At 48.0% G+C, this 17,309-nt stretch carries 10 protein-coding genes; 6 read left to right on the forward strand and 4 right to left on the reverse strand.

The features are described from left to right. Positions 1-4: 4 nt before the first annotated feature. Entirely contained in the window at positions 5-1,402 is a 1,398-nt protein-coding gene (locus RIF36_RS07400; RefSeq protein WP_350069591.1) for a type III PLP-dependent enzyme domain-containing protein, read from the reverse strand. A 567-nt stretch (positions 1,403-1,969) separates the two neighbouring features. Between RIF36_RS07400 and rocF the strand changes: the two genes are divergently transcribed. Beyond that, positions 1,970-2,938, forward strand: coding sequence for an arginase (rocF, locus tag RIF36_RS07405; protein ID WP_193217982.1), 969 nt, complete (start codon positions 1,970-1,972; stop codon positions 2,936-2,938). Between the two features lie 81 nt (positions 2,939-3,019). Here the strand turns inward: rocF and RIF36_RS28430 are convergent, their stop codons facing one another. Next, entirely contained in the window at positions 3,020-3,406 is a 387-nt protein-coding gene (locus tag RIF36_RS28430; RefSeq protein ID WP_502880844.1) for a DUF1328 family protein, read from the reverse strand. Next, entirely contained in the window at positions 3,391-4,401 is a 1,011-nt protein-coding gene (locus tag RIF36_RS07415) for a DUF1593 domain-containing protein (RefSeq protein ID WP_350121588.1), read from the reverse strand. Before RIF36_RS07415 ends, RIF36_RS28430 begins: the two co-directional genes overlap by 16 nt. A 199-nt stretch (positions 4,402-4,600) precedes the next feature. On the opposite strand from RIF36_RS07415, the gene RIF36_RS07420 reads away from it, so the two are divergent. Genes RIF36_RS07420 through RIF36_RS07435 form a run of 4 tightly spaced genes read left to right on the forward strand, consistent with a single transcriptional unit; the run spans position 4,601 to position 13,228 of the window. Continuing rightward, complete coding sequence (locus tag RIF36_RS07420; protein ID WP_350149330.1) at positions 4,601-8,743, forward strand: beta strand repeat-containing protein; 4,143 nt, start codon at positions 4,601-4,603, stop codon at positions 8,741-8,743. Then, positions 8,740-9,951 (forward strand): T9SS type B sorting domain-containing protein, encoded by a 1,212-nt coding sequence (locus RIF36_RS07425; RefSeq protein ID WP_350129858.1) that lies wholly within the window; start codon positions 8,740-8,742, stop codon positions 9,949-9,951. Before RIF36_RS07420 ends, RIF36_RS07425 begins: the two co-directional genes overlap by 4 nt. 1 nt (position 9,952) lies before the next feature. Further along, positions 9,953-10,990 carry a PorP/SprF family type IX secretion system membrane protein gene (locus RIF36_RS07430; protein ID WP_350149331.1) on the forward strand — a complete coding sequence of 346 codons (1,038 nt, stop codon included), beginning with the start codon at positions 9,953-9,955 and terminating at the stop codon, positions 10,988-10,990. A gap of 3 nt (positions 10,991-10,993) precedes the next feature. Further along, positions 10,994-13,228, forward strand: a complete 2,235-nt coding sequence (locus RIF36_RS07435) for an OmpA family protein (RefSeq protein WP_350129864.1) — start codon at positions 10,994-10,996, stop codon at positions 13,226-13,228. On the opposite strand, the gene RIF36_RS07440 is transcribed toward RIF36_RS07435, so the two are convergent. After that, the gene (locus RIF36_RS07440) at positions 13,208-16,111 is read right to left on the reverse strand and encodes a CHAT domain-containing protein (RefSeq protein WP_350129867.1); all 2,904 of its coding nucleotides are present in this window, start codon (positions 16,109-16,111) and stop codon (positions 13,208-13,210) included. The two genes, RIF36_RS07435 and RIF36_RS07440, sit on opposite strands and share 21 nt — an antisense overlap. Before the next feature lie 309 nt (positions 16,112-16,420). Here RIF36_RS07440 and RIF36_RS07445 point away from each other — a divergent pair, with 309 nt between their 5' ends. Next, a complete protein-coding gene (locus RIF36_RS07445; RefSeq protein ID WP_350129870.1) occupies positions 16,421-17,215 on the forward strand; it encodes a transglutaminase-like domain-containing protein in 795 nt (264 codons plus the stop codon). Positions 17,216-17,309 lie beyond the last annotated feature (94 nt).

The following is a 17,309-nucleotide window of genomic DNA, read 5'->3' on the forward strand; positions in this document are numbered from 1 at the left end:
CTGGTTATTTGTAGCCCAGTATCTTCAGCATGCTGTCGCTTTCCTGCTCTTCTCTGAATAGCCTGGTTGTTACTGTCCCTCTCTGATCTCTGTCGATGATAATGTGTTTGGGAGCGGGAATCAGGCAATGCTGGATGCCGCCGTATCCTCCCAGGCTTTCCTGATAGGCACCCGTGTGGAAGAACCCAAAGAAAAGCGTTTCGTCGTCTTCAATCACTGGCAGGAACACCTCAGAAGTGTGAGCCTCTGAGTTGTAGTAGTCCATGCTGTCGCAGGTGAGGCCGCCAAGGTTCACTTTGTGGAAGTTGTTGTCCCAGTTGTTGATGGGCAGCATGATGTACTTTTGGTTTAATCCCCAAACATCGGGCAGATGAGTAATGAACGAGCCGTCCATCATGTACCAAAGCTCCTTGTCGTTTTGTAGCTTTTGGTCAAGCACCGAGTAGATCGTGGCACCGCTTTCACCAACAGTGAAGGAGCCATATTCAGTGAAGATGTCTGGCACCGGCACATTGTTCTTATTGCAAATCCACTGAATGTTTTCAACGATCTGCTCAGCCATGTAGGGGTAGTCGAATTCAAACGCCAACGAGCTTTTTATAGGGAAACCGCCGCCTATGTCGATAGTGTCGAGTTCGGGACAGGTCTTTTTTAGCTCGCAGTACATGTAAATGAATCTGCTGAGCTCCGACCAGTAGTAAGCAGTGTCTTTTATGCCGGTATTGATGAAGAAGTGAAGCATTTTGAGCTTCGCTTTCGACTTACCGTCTTTGATTCTGTTTTTGTAAAAGTCGATGATGTTGTTGTACCTGATGCCAAGGCGAGAGGTGTAGAACGCAAAGTTCGGCTCCTCATCAGCAGCCACCCGGATGCCGATTTGAAACTCATCAACTGTCACGCCCGATTCGTATTTATCAAGCTCTCCCAGGTTGTCAAGAATGGGCACACAGTTTTTGAAACCGTCATTGATCAGATCGGTAACATACTCAGTATAAAGCGGCCTTTTGAAGCCATTGCAAACCACAAAGGTGTCTTTGGAAATCTTACCCTTCTCAAACAGGTTCCTAACGATGGGAATGTCATAAGCAGACGACGTTTCGATGTGAATGTCGTTTTTAAGGGCTTCCTCCAACACAAATGAAAAGTGCGAGGACTTGGTGCAATAGCAATAAGTATACTTGCCTCCGTACTTGTGTTTGGCTATGGCATTATTGAAAATTTCTTTTGCGTACTGTATTCGTTCACTGATTTTCGGAAGATAAGTGAGCTTGAGAGGCGTGCCATATTGTTCTATGACATCCATCAGGTTCACTTCGTTAAACAACAATTGATTGTTTTCTACTCTAAATTCTTCAGTCGGGAATTCAAAGGTCTGATCAATCAGATCGAAGTAGCTTTTCATCTAAATCAGTGCGGTTCTTGATTACATTTAATATACCAGGTGCCGTGCTATAAAGGGCACAGAAAAGCAAATATAAAGGTATAGGTCGGCCATTAACAACAGTATTGCCAAATGATCTAGGTAAGCAACGATTTTTTTATATAATCGCTTATATTTCAGATGATTAGTGAAAATGAAGAAAACGTTAACATTTCAGATGCGCTTTGAGGGTTTTCAAGGTATGGGTTGAGTTTTGGTGACATGCGCAATTTTCCTGCGTGTTTTTGCGAATATTTAATAATTGATGTGATTTCGATGCTGAAAATATCTTAAATTGCACCGTGGATGAATAATATTGGCATCCTTACCCTAATTTTATGTCTTGCTACATAGGTAAACAACTGGAACCCAACCAGGCGCTCAGAGTCAGAGCGTTGCCGTGCAGAATATACCTGCCCTATTATCATTTTTCGTATAACTAGCCCTGCCTGATTCTGGAACGCCCGATAGTTCTGCTTTTTTGACATCGCAAAGCAATGGGCGTTCGTAAACTGGTTTTCAAAGCTTAAACAACATAATCCCATTACAATGAAAGAGATTTTGCTCATCGAAGTTAAGTCAGAACTCGGTGCAGGCACGAGAGGTGCCAGTTTGGGCATCGATGCGGTTAAAATTGCCAGCATCGACCTTCAGTCAGATTTTTTTGCAAGGTACGACTCAGTGAACGTTCGCACTGACAACAGCCCACTGTTCACCGGCTTTATTTCGCCTTCGGCTAAGTATGTGAATGCTATTATTGGTGTGGAAAAGAGGGTGTGCAATGCAGTTTGCGAGGCACTGGAGTTTGGTCAGCTACCGATGGTGCTGGCGGGCGATCACAGCACGGCGTTTGGCACTATCGCAGGCGTAAAAAAGGCATTTCCGGACAAGAGACTTGGCGTGATTTGGGTAGATGCCCATGCCGACTTGCATACGCCTTACACAACGCCGTCGGGCAATGTGCATGGCATGCCGTTGGCCATGGCGCTGGGCACCGACAACCGGGATGTTCAAACCAACGAACCGCCGGCCGAGGTGGCCCACATCTGGGAGGAGATCAAAAAAATCGGCGTAGAGGGGCCAAAGCTGCATCCATCCGATGTTGTGTTTATTTCAAAACGTGACACTGAAGCGCCTGAAGACTACCTTGCTGAAAAACATGGTATGCGTAACTATACTACTGAGGAGGTAAGAAAATATGGCCCGAAGAAAGTAGCAGCCATGGCGCTTGAGCAACTGCGGGAGTGCGACATGATTTATGTGTCATTTGACGTCGACAGCCTCGATCCTTCTGTGTCGGTGGGTACTGGCACCCCCGTGCCTGGTGGATTGACGGTAGAGGAAGCAAAAGTGATCAATACTGAGCTGGTGAAAAGCCCAAAGGTGCTGTGCTGGGAAATGGTGGAAATCAACCCAACGCTGGATTCAGAAAACAAGATGGCCGAAGTAGCTTTTGAAATAATGGAGGCGACCGCCAGGTCGTTTGAAGATTCGAGGATGAAGCCGGTGTTGGTTTAATACAGGAATTGCACTACTAACTTAAAACAACAAAGGCTGCGTTATTCATGCAGCCTTTGTTGTTATTTTTAGGCAGCGTTGCTAAGCGCCCCGTATGAGTCGAAATATCAGTGATAATACTAGCAATACTACAAACACATAGAACACTATTTGTGCGATACCTGCTGCGGCTCCAGCTATCCCGCCAAAGCCTAAAACTGCTGCTATCAATGCGATAATCAGCAGTCCAATAATCAGTCTTAACATAGCTTTTAATTTTGGTTGAAAATAGAATGATCTCTCTTTTGCTAACGGCTCAAAACAGCCTGAGTTGGGAGTGGGGGAGCTATCTGTCTGAATATCAGGTAAATAAATTTTATTAAAATAGAAATATAATAAGAAAATATTGTAAATTTCCTTGTATTTAATTTCCTTAAAAATGGCCCTGGTTGACTTACGAAAATACCGTTGCCCTAGTCTTTCAACCACTCCATCCTCTCAGCCCAGTCCTTCAAATACGCCTGCCGAAATTTGTTGACCGTCTTTGCTCCGGCTCTGTTGTTTTCGATAAGAGAATCTGCGGGGTTGTCAGTCCAATAATTGGGGCCGTGGCTCGTCTTTATAAATGAACCACCCCAGCTTTCTCCTTCAGGGCTGTCTAAGTCACCATTGAGGCAATAGAGCACCGATGGCGTGTCGCCCATTTTGATGTCTTTTTTCTTGCCCCAAAACAAGTCTCCCAATGCGCCATGGCCTTTTATGTTGTTTTCAACAAAGGTGAGATTGCCCATGCTATTGGTGGTGTCGCCGCCCATATACATGCCCCTGAACGTGGTATTGTTTTCTATCCACCACAGGTCAGGGTGGTTGTCAAAAAGGTAATCTCTCGATTTTGGATCCATCACTGTGTTCCACGACCCAATGGAATATACTCTTATATTGCTTTTGATGGAAGGGTCATGGTGCACTGCCTGGGCAACATCGGTGATTGATCCCCAAACAAGGACGTACAGCGGCTGACCAGTGTTTTCTTTGGCCTTCTCTATGAGCCATGAGGCGCCTTCACTTAATTCGGTTGGAACTTCAGTTTGAAGCGAATCGGTTGCCCCTTGTTTGGTGATACTGAGCAGGTACTCCGGAGTTGGAAAAAGTGCTGACTGCTTTCTGAGCTTTTCAAAATCAGCTGCGTAGGCAGCAATTGTTTCCTCTATGTGTTCCTTTCTCCCCGCATCAGGGGGTGAGCTTATCAAGCCCAATAGGTTGAATCTGTCAGCATATACAAGTAGATGAATGAGAGACTGGTAGTCGTCGGGGTCGCTGCCGCCGATGTCTGTAGAAACAATGACGTTTGGCCGGTCAGCCACAGGTTCGGATTCCTTGCAAGCTGAAACAAGGACTATTGTAGCCAATAGCAGCAGTCGCATGAGACTGTCGAAGATGCTTGTGAGCTGTCGGGTAGGTTCGATTTCTTTCTGGAATGCCACAGTTGGAGGCTAAAGCGAGAATAGAAAATAAAATATAATTTATACAAGAATTATTTGGGTATTTTTTATATAAGCGGTACCTTTATCGATTGACTATCTTTTTTTGGATACATTATGCCTCTTCTAGCTATTGGACAAACAGGTGTATGAATTTTATTTGCGTTTGTCTTTAGGCTAAATTATATAAGTTTTACTCATTATGGCTGTTCGACCTAACCTAAAAGCAGCAGTGGGGCTGATATTGCTATTGCTATCAGGCACTGTTTCTGCACAGAATTTTTCTGCCGGTGTAAATACCGAAAACCCCAACCCAAGGGCAGTGCTACACCTCGTTTCCCCAAACGGCGACCAGGGGCTCCTCATTCCTCAACTTACCACTGCGCAAAGAACAAGCATGGCGGGCGGGCTCAATGCTCAATCCAATGGTTTGCTTGTGTACGACAATGAACAGGGGCTTTTCTACTTCTGGCTGAATAGCGGATGGATTGCTTTGTCAGTTACTGACAATCAAACCCTTGCTGTGTCGGGCACCAACCTTACCATTCAAAACGGCAACTCGGTGGACTTGGCAGCCACAGGCTTTCTTTTGGCTGAAACTGACCCAACAGTGCCTGATGCTATCAAAGACGGCATCGACTGGACGGAATTGACAAACATTCCCGCTGGGTTTGCCGACGGTGTGGATGAGGTGGGAAGTTCTGCAGGCGACGGCACCACTATATTAGGCGATGGCAACACGACACCATTTTCTGTTGGGGTAATAGACATTGCCCAGGTTACCGGCCTGGCGACGATTGCAGCCAGCGGGTCGTTCAACGACCTTGCTGATGTGCCGGCCAATTTGGATGTGGACAATACCGATGACCTGTCTACTTCTGCTGTTCCAGCCCCTGGCGATGTCTCGGGGAGCTTTGCGCTGGGTTTAGTAGTGGATCAGGTGGGGGGGCAGTCTGCTGCTGCCATTGGCACGGCTGTGTCGACCATAGCAACGGCCCCAAGTCTTGATATTGACACCAGTGATGACCTCACTACCTCCGCCGTTCCGGCCCCCGGCGATGTTTCAGGGAGCTTTGCGTTAGGGCTGGTGGTTGATCAGGTGGGGGGCGAGGCAGCTGCTGATGTTGGTGCAGCCACTTTTTTCGTGATCAACAACCCTTCAATTGATCCTGATTTCAGCGACGATCTTACTTTGTCTGATACGCCTTCCGGTGGCGATGTAAGCGGTGATTTTGGAACTGGGTTGGTTGTTGATTTTGTAGGAAGCGAAACTGCTTCTGATGTAGCAACTGCAACAGCTCTTGTGATCGCCAATCCGACTCTTGACCTGGACGCTACTGATGATTTTGATGGGGCCTATGGCAGCCTAACAGGTGTTAGCGTGGTGAATGCCGATGTTAATGCGGCTGCGGCGATAGCTGGAACGAAGATCAACCCCAATTTTGGCACTCAAAATATTAGCACTACTGGTTCGGTAACGGCGGGAAGTTTTGTTGGCAATGGCAGTGGCTTGACGGGTGTGCCTTTTACAGAGTTGGACCCTACTGTCCCGGCCAACATCAAAGATGGTGTCGATTGGACTGAGTTGACAGGAATTCCAGTAGGCTTTGCTGATGATACTGACGATGGAGTAACTGACTTGACCTCGTTTGATACAGACGATCTCACAGAAGGGGCTGGTAATTTTTATTATACTGATGCCAGAGTTGGTACCTATTTGACAGGCAGCAGCGTGACTCAATTCAGCGATGTAACGAATGCTGGCAGTGGGCAGATTATCACTGGAGCGGAACGGACGTTGTTGGGCACGGCTTTGCAGACTGAAGCTGACCCAACAGTATTAGCTAGCGTAAAGGATGGTGTCGATTGGACTGAGTTGACAGGAATTCCAGTAGGCTTTGCTGATGATACTGACGATGGAGTAACTGACTTGACCTCGTTTGATACAGACGATCTCACAGAAGGGGCCGGTAATTTCTACTATACTGATACCAGGGTTGGCACCTATTTGACAGGCAGCAGCGTTACTCAATTCAGCGATGTAACGAATGCCGGCAGTGGGCAGATTATCACTGGAGCGGAACGGACGTTGTTGGGCACGGCTTTGCAGACTGAAGCCGACCCTGTTTGGGTGGCGGACAGAACGACGCTAGGTAGTGTTGGCACTATTAACACAGGAGGTAACCTTATTGACTGGAGCCAGCTGAAGGGTGTGCCTACGGACTTTAGTGATGGCGTGGATGAAGGGTCGACGCTCGTCGACGGCAGTATCTGGGTTGGCAATGCAGGCCTGCCGTCTGCGGTGACAATGTCAGGGGATATAACACTTTCAAACACCGGCGTCGCCACAATTGCCGCTAATGCTGTTGATAACACAAAAATTGCAGCAACAACTATTACGAACAGCGAAATTAGCGTCACAGCCGCCATTGCCGGAGCCAAAATCACTCCCGATTTCGGCACACAGAATATTATCACGTCAGGCAATATACAGCTAACCACCAGCCCCACAGCCGGATACGTGCTTACCTCCGATGCTACTGGTGTTGGAACCTGGCAGCCCGGCAGCTTCGCTCTCCCATATACCAATGCTGTTGCTGATATCAACGCCCTATTCGACCTTGACAATACGGGCACCGGCCCTGCTGCCAGGTTTGCCAATACATTCACCAACGGCACTGCCGTGCTTGTTGCCGGAAATATCGCCTTTGAAGAAAATTTGACCAGAAAGATTGCTATTCAGGACAATTTGGCTGCAGCAGGAGATGATTTAGAGGTAGCCGCTGGAAATAGTTTGTTTGCGGGTGCCAACGGAGGTGTGCTAAACCTCAGAGGAGGAAATGCAACAACTGGCAATGGGGGAAACATCAGTCTTGAGCCAGGCACGTCCGCAGGAACCAATGGTTGGATAGATATGCGGGGAGTCGCCCGGTTCGGCCAAGTAAGTGCAACTCAGTCGGGTAGGTTGGAAATAGAAGACAACGTGGGAACCGGCCGGGTTTCTATCAATGGGGCGGCGGTCATCACGAGCTATAACCTGTCTTTGCCGGGCGCCAATGGCACTGGTGCACTGACTAATGATGGATCTGGAGCCTTGACGTGGAATCCAGCCGGTGCTGGTAATTATATCATTGACGCTAATGAAAACCAGAAAGGTGGAGCAAGTGCCGCTTCGGCAACTACGACGGGTGCTCAAAATATTGTGCTTGGAAATTTATCAGCTAGTGCATTGACCGTTGGAAATGGAAATATCGTTGCGGGTTATTCTGGAGCGGTGAGTTTAGTAGGAGGGTCAGATAACCTGGTGATTGGCCGCCTAGCAGACGTCACTGGCGATGGAAGTAATAATGTGGTGCTGGGCGATAACGCAGATGCGGCAGGAAGTAATTCTGTTGTAATTGGTGCTAGTGCCAGCGCCTCGGGTAACTTGGCTATCGCCATAGGAGAGAATACACAAGCAAACGGCGTGCGGAGCATGGCCTTCGGTGCCGGAACTATTGCAACAACCGCTCAGACAGCCATTATTGGCGATGGTATTTCCAACAACACAACTTTTGACGTAGGGATTGGTACTAACGCCCCTACAGGACGACTGGGAGTAGCGACTTTAGTTGGTGAAGCCAATAAAAATGGGATAGTTATTAGCCAAAATGCGGCGCTTGGAGCAGGTTTGATAGTTGATCTTACAGATGTTGGCAATTCCAATGATGCTGTGATTGTAGACAATGCCGGCAGTGCAAGGGCAGCAGTTTTCAGAAATACAAATGTGGGAAATGTAGCCTCAACTCTTGTAGTAGAAAATGCCGCAGCTGGTAGTGGGCTTCAGGTAGATAAAACTACAGATGGCAATGCCATTGAAGTAAATTATAGCGGTACAACTACCGGAAGTGGTCTGCTGGTGAACATGAACCTGGCGGGTACCGACCCAGCCATTTTAGTGACTAATTCAAGTGCTGCTGGTTCAATTGTGGCTGATGGAAACATAAGCACATCAGCTGCAGTCAACACCAATGACCTTTCGGTAGGTGGAAGTTCCATCCACAATGGCCCGTTTATTACGCCACCTCCTGTCACCAACCAAACGGTGGTTGCCTCGTTGCCAACCCCGGGATCAAGAATTGTTCGTCTAGTTGCAGGCGGAACCATCAATGCCATTGGTGCAGGACAAAACGGGCAGGAGCTTATTCTTATTAATGCAGGGCCGGCAGTTACGGTAAATGACGGAGCCACCATTTTCTTGAATAATAATAATACATTCAACATGAGTACCACCTCCACATTGCATTTGATCTACGATTTAGGGTTGGGTGCGTGGATCGAAATAGGACGGTCATTAAATCAATGATGAGAAATCTACTCACCATATTTTTTACTTTAGCTGTGCTTTCCGCCAGCTCACAGACCTTCAACCTCGGAAGCGACGCCGGCCTATTCGTGGGTGGCGACGCCAGCTTTTACTTCGGGGGCAACACTACCCTGAATGGGAAGCTCAACAACCAGGGACAAGTGACCAGCTTCAGCGATATCAACTTCGTGTCGAACACGGATGTCGGTAGCATCAAATTCATTGGCACGGCCGACCAGGAGCTTATTGGAGAAGAGCTGATTTTCTTTGACTTTACTGTGGACAAAGATGGACAGCTAAGGGTAAACCCAAGAAAAATTACGGTCAATGGCACCATGAGCATGGCCAGGGGTGTGATCAAGACCGATGCTGACCAGGAAGTAGTTATTAAAGGGAGCACAACCTCCGGTGGTACCGGGTATATTGAAGGCAGAGCGTTGGGTGTGCTTTCTAATGGTGAACTCACCTTCCCTACAGGCATCAACGGATTTACTAACTATATTACCTTCAGCGGCTTCGATCCAAATATTACATTCGAGGTGAGAATCCTGAGTCCGGACGGTTCCACACTGAATCCTGATGAGGACATTGTGGGAATTGCCGACCAGGTAGAGTGGCAGGTGGTATCTCCCGAAGTGCCGGCAAGCGCCTTTGTTAGCGTGGATTTTTCAGGCATCGATCTGGAGAATTTTCAAAATGGGCAGCAGATACGATCTGAAAAATATGAAGCGGCGTTAGTTATGTACACTGCAGATGATACCTTATACCATAGCGTTCCGGGTGTCTTTGTCGATGGCTCTGACCCACAGTCGGAGTCGTTTGGCAGGTTTGAATCGACGGAACGCATTCCTATCTCAAGTGAAGTTACTCGTTTGAACATAGCACTGATACCGGTCATCATCAGGCCCCACTTCTTTGTCCCCAACTCGTTCGCACCCAATGGCGAACTGGACGAGAACCACCTGTTTAGGCCGTTTTACTCCGGTGATAAGGTAACAAGTATTTATATGCGGGTGTTCGACTCGTTCAACAAAGAGGTATACCTCTTTAGCCAGGCAGGAGACGAGGTCGATCTTTCGCTGATGGGCTGGGACGGCACCATGCCCTCAGGGGTGGGAGCTCCGAATGGTGTATATTACTACACCATTCAGTTGCAGGGCGAGACTGAGAATCATAATCAATCGGGCGCAGTACTTTTGGTAAAATAATATGAGAAAAACTTTTACTGCGACACTATTTTTTATTTCACTCAACCTCCTGGCTCAGGAGGGACAGTTTTCGCAATATTTTGCCAGCTCGTCTTTTATGAGCCCGGCCTTTACAGGAGCTATCCCCAACCTTTCTCTTAATTCCAACTACAAAAGAGGGGGCAGCCCTAATTCAGAAAACTTCTTTGAGATGGTGCAAACCACCTTCACCTACCCGTTTCAAAAGCACACCAGCAAATCGGTACAGGTAGGTGGAGCAGGGATCAGTTTTTTTCAGGAACGCCGGGGTTATCAGGGGCTTTACAGTGCCAGAAAGGTGCTTTTGAACGGAGCCTACAATATCAAGCTTGACCAGTTTTCAAACCGTTACTTTATTTTTGGCCTACAGGGGGGCGCTGTGCAGCAGCGAATCAATGGCAACCAATTGCAGTGGGGTTCTCAGTTCAATAAGTACTTTGGTTATGACGACACCAGGCCAGGGGAGGGTATTCCAGTTTCTTCCGTGTTCTACCCGGTCTTTAATTTTGGGGTCATGTACACGGCTTTCGATAACCAAAACCTGTACATCAGAGACAGGAGCTTCACTTTTGGTGCCAGCATCGATAACCTTAACCGACCTATCATCGACTACCAAAGTGTTGAGCCCAGCCGTCTCAATTTCCTTTATAAGGCTTTCGGCTCGGTGAAGCTACCACTGGCACCCCGCTGGCACATATTTCCGTCTTTCTATGCGCTCTATTCCCATGGCAATACTCAGGTAAACGCTGGTACTTACCTGTCCACCTTTCTTAGCTCTGTGCGCTCCCGCACTGCGTTTCTTATGCAGTTTGGAGCGTGGTACAGAGTGGGAGATTCAGTCATTGTGCTTACTGGCTTCCAGGTAGAAAATATAAGGCTTGGGTTCAGCGTGGACCTGAATGCGCAAACTTACAACCTGGGCACGGAGCTAAGCAACGACCTGCCAACGTATGAAATCTCGCTTACTTATAATTTGAATTTGTCTCGGCCGCTGCGTAATATGACCAGCCCCATTTTCTAGCCAATGAGAAAAGTAATACTTATCGCTTTTATTTTATCAGCCCACATCGGCTTCTCGCAGTCGGTGCCTAAGCTGGTGGAGTTTGCGGAGGCACACTTTGAGGCGCATCAGTACCTGGAGGCTATTGAGTACTACGAAAAGATTGTCAGTATCGATAAGCAAAATATTGAGTCGAGGTACAAGCTGGCCATTTGTTATCAACAGACACTTCAGTACGATAAAGCGGAGGTAGCATTTGTTGCGTTGGGCAACCGACCCGACCATCCTTTTCGGGCGAGGTCCCTTTATTATTATGCCACACTGCGAATGCACGACAGTGCCTATGAAGAAGCAGACTCTGTTTACAATGTGTTGATCTCCATGCCCGACGCAAGTCCAGAGCTAATTGACTTGTCGAGAAACCACAAGGAGGGGTGTTTGCTGGCCATCCGACAGAAAAAGCTTGACAGAGGATTTACTGTGGGAGTGATGGAGGGTATTAATTCAAAATTTCATGATTTTGGTGCTGTGGTGAATCCTGCCAATCTTCATTTGGTGTTTGCTACAACCCGCAACTTGCCTGGCGAACAGTTTGAGGGCAGTCAGTACGATGGGCTGCTCCCCGATTTGGCGGCCTATGAGCACCGGAGGAACAATAGATGGGTATACGCCAGTGGCGATCAAAATTTTGGCAATGTTAATACCCATTGGGCAGAGGGGTCTGGATCTTTCACTGCCGATGGAAAGAAGTTCTATTTCTCATCCTGCCTGGGAGAGGCTGCTTCAGACTGTTCCATCTATGTTAGCTATCTGGAGAAAGACAAATGGACAAAGCCCGTGGTGCTGAATGAGTACGTCAACGAGCCTGGGTCGGAAAACAAACATCCTTACATTACCAGCTCAGGGGACACGCTGTTTTTCAGCTCAGATCGGCCTGGCGGAGCCGGAGGAGCCGATATATGGATGAGTTTGACAGGGGCGTATGCCGAATCATGGTCGCCAGCCATTAATTTGGGTAAAGTAATTAACTCCCCGGAGAACGAAATAACACCTTACTACTCTGAGGTGTTCAGTTGCCTGGTGTTTGCCAGCGACGGACATGTCGGCTATGGCGGCTACGACCTCTATGCAGCAAAAGGGCAGTCCTTTTTTGAGCCCCATGTCTACAACCTGGGCGCTCCGTTTAACTCCACCTGGGACGATACTTACTTTAATATTTCCGACTCCATTGGCTTCCTCACCACCAACCGGCTCAACGGAAAAATATTGGACCTTTTTTCTTTTCAGGTCAGCGACGAAAAGTTGTTTTTGTCCCTTCTCATTTCCGGGGAATCGCTGATAGATGCCCGTATTATGTCGAACCTGAGAGATACCCGTTCGATTGATATTGTGACGCTCAGAGTAGAGGACTATCAGGGATATGAGCTCTATGAAGCGGTTAACTTTGAGAAGCCAAAACCCGACCTGATAGTTGAAAAGCAAATGGGCGCCCGACCAAAAAAAGTATACAATCCGGAAGCAATTGCAGATGGGGGCGGTACGCAGGGAGCGGGGTCACAACGAACAGGAGCCGGGCCGTCTTATCTGCCGTCAGGCGCTGGGAGTAAGGCCCGTATGGGCTTTTCCGGCGGCAGGTCGGAGCCTTCCAGGAACCAAGGGTTTGAGAAGATTCTATTCGATTTCGGCATGGCGGTGTTACGACCACAAGCGAAAGCAGCTTTGAATAGCATGGTGGAGCAAGTGAGCATCGATAATATCAGCAAGATCAGCCTGTTTGGTTTTGCTGACAATCTTGGTGGCGAAGAGTACAATATGGAACTCTGTAAGAAAAGGGGAGAAGCCGTAAAGACCTATCTTACGACTCTTGGCGTGCCAGCGGAGAAGGTCTTTGTTTACCCACGGGGTGAATTAACACCTGACGGTGACAGTGATCACTGGTTCAAAAGGATTTTGCGGAGAAGGGTGGAGGTGCAAATTGAGACGAACACACCCATTAGCCTGCTTTCAGCAAGCACCTACATCCTGAGAAAGCCCAATGACCTTATGGAGATTGCCAGGCAGCTTGGGTACGAATCGGACGCTTTCAACGCCTGGAATGGTCACCCAAAAAAGCCGTTGCAAAAAGGCAGCACTATTCGGGTGTATGAACCAGCCCCAAACCCGCCAAATATGGCCAATTTTATCACTGAGGAGAATTTATTCGAATTTCTTCACAAGGTGGAACTCAATGCTCCCCCTCTAGAAGTTTTTAGAGACTAGAATATAAGCGCCCCAGTCGTAAGGGTTGTCATACTCCTTTCTAAACAGCCGTCTTGCACTGAAGAATGCTTCCTGCGGATCCTCAAGTGACAACAATTCCTGATAGTAGATATTCATAAACCGACGAGCGGCATTGTCATTGATTTTGACGAGGCTGAGCAAAATATTCTTGGCGCCTGCTACCAAAAAAGCTCTCTGCAAACCGAATACTCCTTCTCCATTTTTCACCGTGCCCAGGCCGGTCTCGCAAGCGGCCAGCACAATCAGGCTGGTTTGATCCAGCACAAGGTTCATGGCTTCGTAGGCGGATAGCAGACCATCGTTATCGTCGGTCTCTTCTTCTCTGGAAAGATAAATGCCACTGCTGTGAAGCGGGTCAACATGATTGGGGTCGTCGTTGAAGTACCCGTGGGTGGCGATGTGGATCAGCCCCGGATTCGACAGCCGTTTCATTTGGCCCTCGGTGGCGTCGTTGAAATAATAGGTGTCCGACTTCCACTTCCTCACATCAAGGATGCCGGTGATGTCGTTGGCTTCACGCTCGGCCCCAGGGAGCTGAAGCAGTTTGTGTGTTTCGCCCAGCCGGCCAAAGTTAGGGTTGCCGAAGATCTTGGCATCTCTTACGAACTTGGTGTCTTCTGAGTACAGCAGGTCTTTTCCGCTAGTGATATGAATCAAGTCGTATTCATCGGCAATGTACATATCACGTTCATTGTCGAAAAAGATGACAGGGTTCAACTTATGAAAAAGGCCATCAGGTGAAAAGTAAATGGTTTTCACGTCTTTCAAATGCGCTCCAATGGGTTTCCAGAACACGTTGTAGCTATTCACATCCTGCACGCCAAATTGCAGGGCATTTTTGTACAATGAAAATGCCTTGGCAAAGTCTGTTTGCTTGGGCCAGGTAACTGTTTCCAGCACGTTGCCCGGCTTGATAACAAAGGCGGCATAACGCTCCCTTTCTTCGAAACCCTGCTTCAGCTTTTTGTCACTTACCTCCACAGAATAATTCCTGAATTGAATGATGTCCACCATGGCTGCGCCTTCCTTCATTACCTCGCTCAACTCGTTCCAGGTGTGGTACGACGACTTCTCCTGATCGGAGAAGATTTTGAACGATAGAGAAAGCTCTTTTTCAAGCTGAGCCGATTCTGCCTCCAGCAGACTTATCGAAATATTTTGTCTTATCCTTTCTTCTTCCGTTAAAAGGTACGCCTGGGCTAGCCTGTATTTTTTGTCCCGCCAGTCGTTGTACATATTAACCACCTTTTCATCACCACTTCCCTGGATGAGTTTCTTCATTTTTTCGGAGGCATAGAAGAGAACCCCCTTGGTATTCAGGAAGTGGTTGAGCGCATCTTCGGCATATTGGCCACTGAAAAAGCTTTCAGAAAAAGCAAGCGAACAGAATCTTTCAATATTGTATCTGGTCTCATCAAAATAGAGCTTTCGTTGCCGATCCGTTAACACAGGGAACACATCCTGCATGTGCTTTATTTCAGAGTCCAGCGCTTCGTTAAATACGTCCATGGCCGCCACCGAATCTTTCATTAGCAAATGATAAATCCCGAGGTCGTTGAGGCTTTTGATATACAGCGGATGGTATCTGCCCAGCGCTTTCTCCCGGATTTGCTTTGACTGCATCAGCAGCTTGCCAGACAGAGAATAGTTGCCCAGCTGCATGTAGAGCAAGGCAACGTTGTTCAGCGATGTGGCGTAGTTTGGATGATTAACGCCCGACAGCACTTTGTCCATGTCAAGCACCCTGGTGTACAGGTTCAGTGACTCACCCAGCTCTCCCTTTTCTTTCAAAATGCCAGCCAGGTTGTTCAGGCTGCTGGCGTAGTCAGGGTTCATGGTGCCGTAGAGGCTTTTGAAACCTTCAGAGCTTTCGGTGAAGCACTCCTCAGCTTTTTCCAGGTCACCTTTTTTCATGTAAATGGCACCGAGGTTGTTGAGCATATAGGGCCGGATATTCCGCAGGTCTTTCCCGGTTTCCAGTGCCTGATCCATGTATGATTCGGCCGATTCGAGGTCATTCAGCCGGTAATACAGATAGCCCAGCTCATTCAATGTTTCCAGCATTTCATCAGGCTGGTCTCCATAAATCTCCCTCTTTCGTTCGAGGTTGTGCAGCAGGTAGTTTTCCGAGTCGGAATAGTCTCCTTGCTCGATTTTCAACGATGACAGCCTGTCAATCGCTTGAAAATACAGCCACTCATGGTTTCCCTGGGCAAGTTCTACTGCACTTATCAGTTCTTCTTCTCCGTGTTCAAGGTCGCCGAAATGCCTGTAAGTGGTGCCCAGCTCGATCTGGAGGGTAATTCTAATCGAATCATTCTTTTCGCCAATAAAGCTAACAGCTTCATTAAGTGCGGCCAGGCTTTTTTCGAAATCGCCGGTTTCACGGTAGTAAATGCCTTTGTTCAGCAGGAATCGTGTTTGCGCTTCATGATTGTTGAGGTACCATTTATTTACCACCCGCTCTGCCAGGTTCAAGTATCTGCCCGACGTTTCAAAATCTCCTGTTTCCTGATTGATGGTGGAAAGGTTATAGTAAAGCCCGAGGAGATCTTTGTGGATAGAGTCTTTATTGACCAACTCGTGCTTAAGACCGGCTAACAGGCTGTTAACGCTTCGCTTTCTGTCGTTAAGGTCCCAGAAGAGGAGGCCTATATTGTTGTAGAGAGCCGCCAGGCCAATTTCTTCTACACACCTGCCCGAATCAAGGTCGACCAGCAGTGCATTGGCATAAAACTTTGCCTTCTCAGGATAGCTGTGCTTGTACCGCTCCACGCTGTCGTACTTCTGGATGCAGGTTTGTCCCACAGCCGACAGGGCAGGCAGCATTAGTACAAGTACAAAGCTAAAAAGTTTCGTCATTAGCACGTCTCAGGTCAATAGGCTCTAATCCATTAGCCGACAGTAAGTTGCTGTTTGGCCGGTAAAGAACCCGTAAGTTAACATTATTTGATACTTCAATTGTGTAAAGAGTGCAAAAGACTACTCATTTGTCTGATTTAAGGAGGTGGAGCATTTCAATGCAGTAGCAGGCATCAGTGAAGTGGTTGAGTTAATATTTGATTACTATTGGTGTCCGGCTTTTTTCAGGCTATCATATACCGTACATTTGCGCCCCGACTCCCTTTTTATCTTTTCTTAACCGTTTCATTTTCTAAATATCTTCGTTGCATGTGGTTGCGAACCAGTTGCGAATTGACCTTCAGTATAGCTGAACCGACTCCTTTTATTCTCATGCTCAGGCCAAGAAGCGGCGGACAGCAATGGGTTGCCAGAGAGGAATATGCCATCCTGCCGTATGTGCCAGTGTTTGAGTACACCGACGACTATAAGAATCTTTGCCAGCGACTGGTGGCACCGGTGGGTGATTTTGTGGTGCGAACGTCGGCCAATGTAAAAACAATAGATCTGGTAGACACCGCACCTGGTGCACCCTTTGTTGAAATTCAACACCTGCCCAATGAGGTGCTGAGCTATTTGCTGCCAAGCCGCTATTGCGAGTCCGACAGGTTTGGAGAAATGGCTACTTCTATAACTAATGGGAGCCTTCCGGGCTATGATCAGGTGGCCGCTATCGAAGACTGGCTGCGCAAGAACATCCGCTATTTTTCCGGCAACAGCGGTCGTCCTATTTCTGCTGCCGAGGTCAACCTACAGCAGTCAGGCGTGTGCAGAGATTTTGCCCACCTGGGCATAGCTTTGTGCCGCAGCCTCAGCATTCCGGCCCGCATGGTGGTGGGGTACCTTTATGGCCTCGAACCCATGGACCTGCATGCCTGGTTTGAAGCCTATGTAGGTGGCAACTGGTACACCTTCGATGCTGTCCAAAAAGGCACTAAGGGAGGCTATGTGGCCGTTGGCTATGGCCGTGACGCTGCTGATGTGGCCATTTACAACCAGTTTGGCCCTGCTGTGTTTCCTATTACGCAAGTTGTGGCAGTAGAGCAGATTGAGAACCCTGATTAGGGAGCGGACTTACCTGCCACTTCAGTGGCTTGAGTACTTCGTTTTGGAGGCGACTAAGTCGGTAGGTAAAATAGAGTGAATCTTTTAGGTGAAA

Source organism: Imperialibacter sp., assembly GCF_040222815.1.
Classification (GTDB): domain Bacteria; phylum Bacteroidota; class Bacteroidia; order Cytophagales; family Cyclobacteriaceae; genus Imperialibacter.

Excerpts from the sequence above, each read along its gene's own strand:
- RIF36_RS07400 (WP_350069591.1), bottom strand. The coding sequence starts at position 1,402 with ATGAAAAGCTACTTCGATCTGATTGATCAGACCTTTGAATTCCCGACT.
- rocF (WP_193217982.1), top strand. The coding sequence starts at position 1,970 with ATGAAAGAGATTTTGCTCATCGAAGTTAAGTCAGAACTCGGTGCAGGC.
- RIF36_RS07420 (WP_350149330.1), top strand. The coding sequence starts at position 4,601 with ATGGCTGTTCGACCTAACCTAAAAGCAGCAGTGGGGCTGATATTGCTA.
- RIF36_RS07425 (WP_350129858.1), top strand. The coding sequence starts at position 8,740 with ATGATGAGAAATCTACTCACCATATTTTTTACTTTAGCTGTGCTTTCC.
- RIF36_RS07430 (WP_350149331.1), top strand. The coding sequence starts at position 9,953 with ATGAGAAAAACTTTTACTGCGACACTATTTTTTATTTCACTCAACCTC.
- RIF36_RS07435 (WP_350129864.1), top strand. The coding sequence starts at position 10,994 with ATGAGAAAAGTAATACTTATCGCTTTTATTTTATCAGCCCACATCGGC.
- RIF36_RS07440 (WP_350129867.1), bottom strand. The coding sequence starts at position 16,111 with ATGACGAAACTTTTTAGCTTTGTACTTGTACTAATGCTGCCTGCCCTG.
- RIF36_RS07445 (WP_350129870.1), top strand. The coding sequence starts at position 16,421 with ATGTGGTTGCGAACCAGTTGCGAATTGACCTTCAGTATAGCTGAACCG.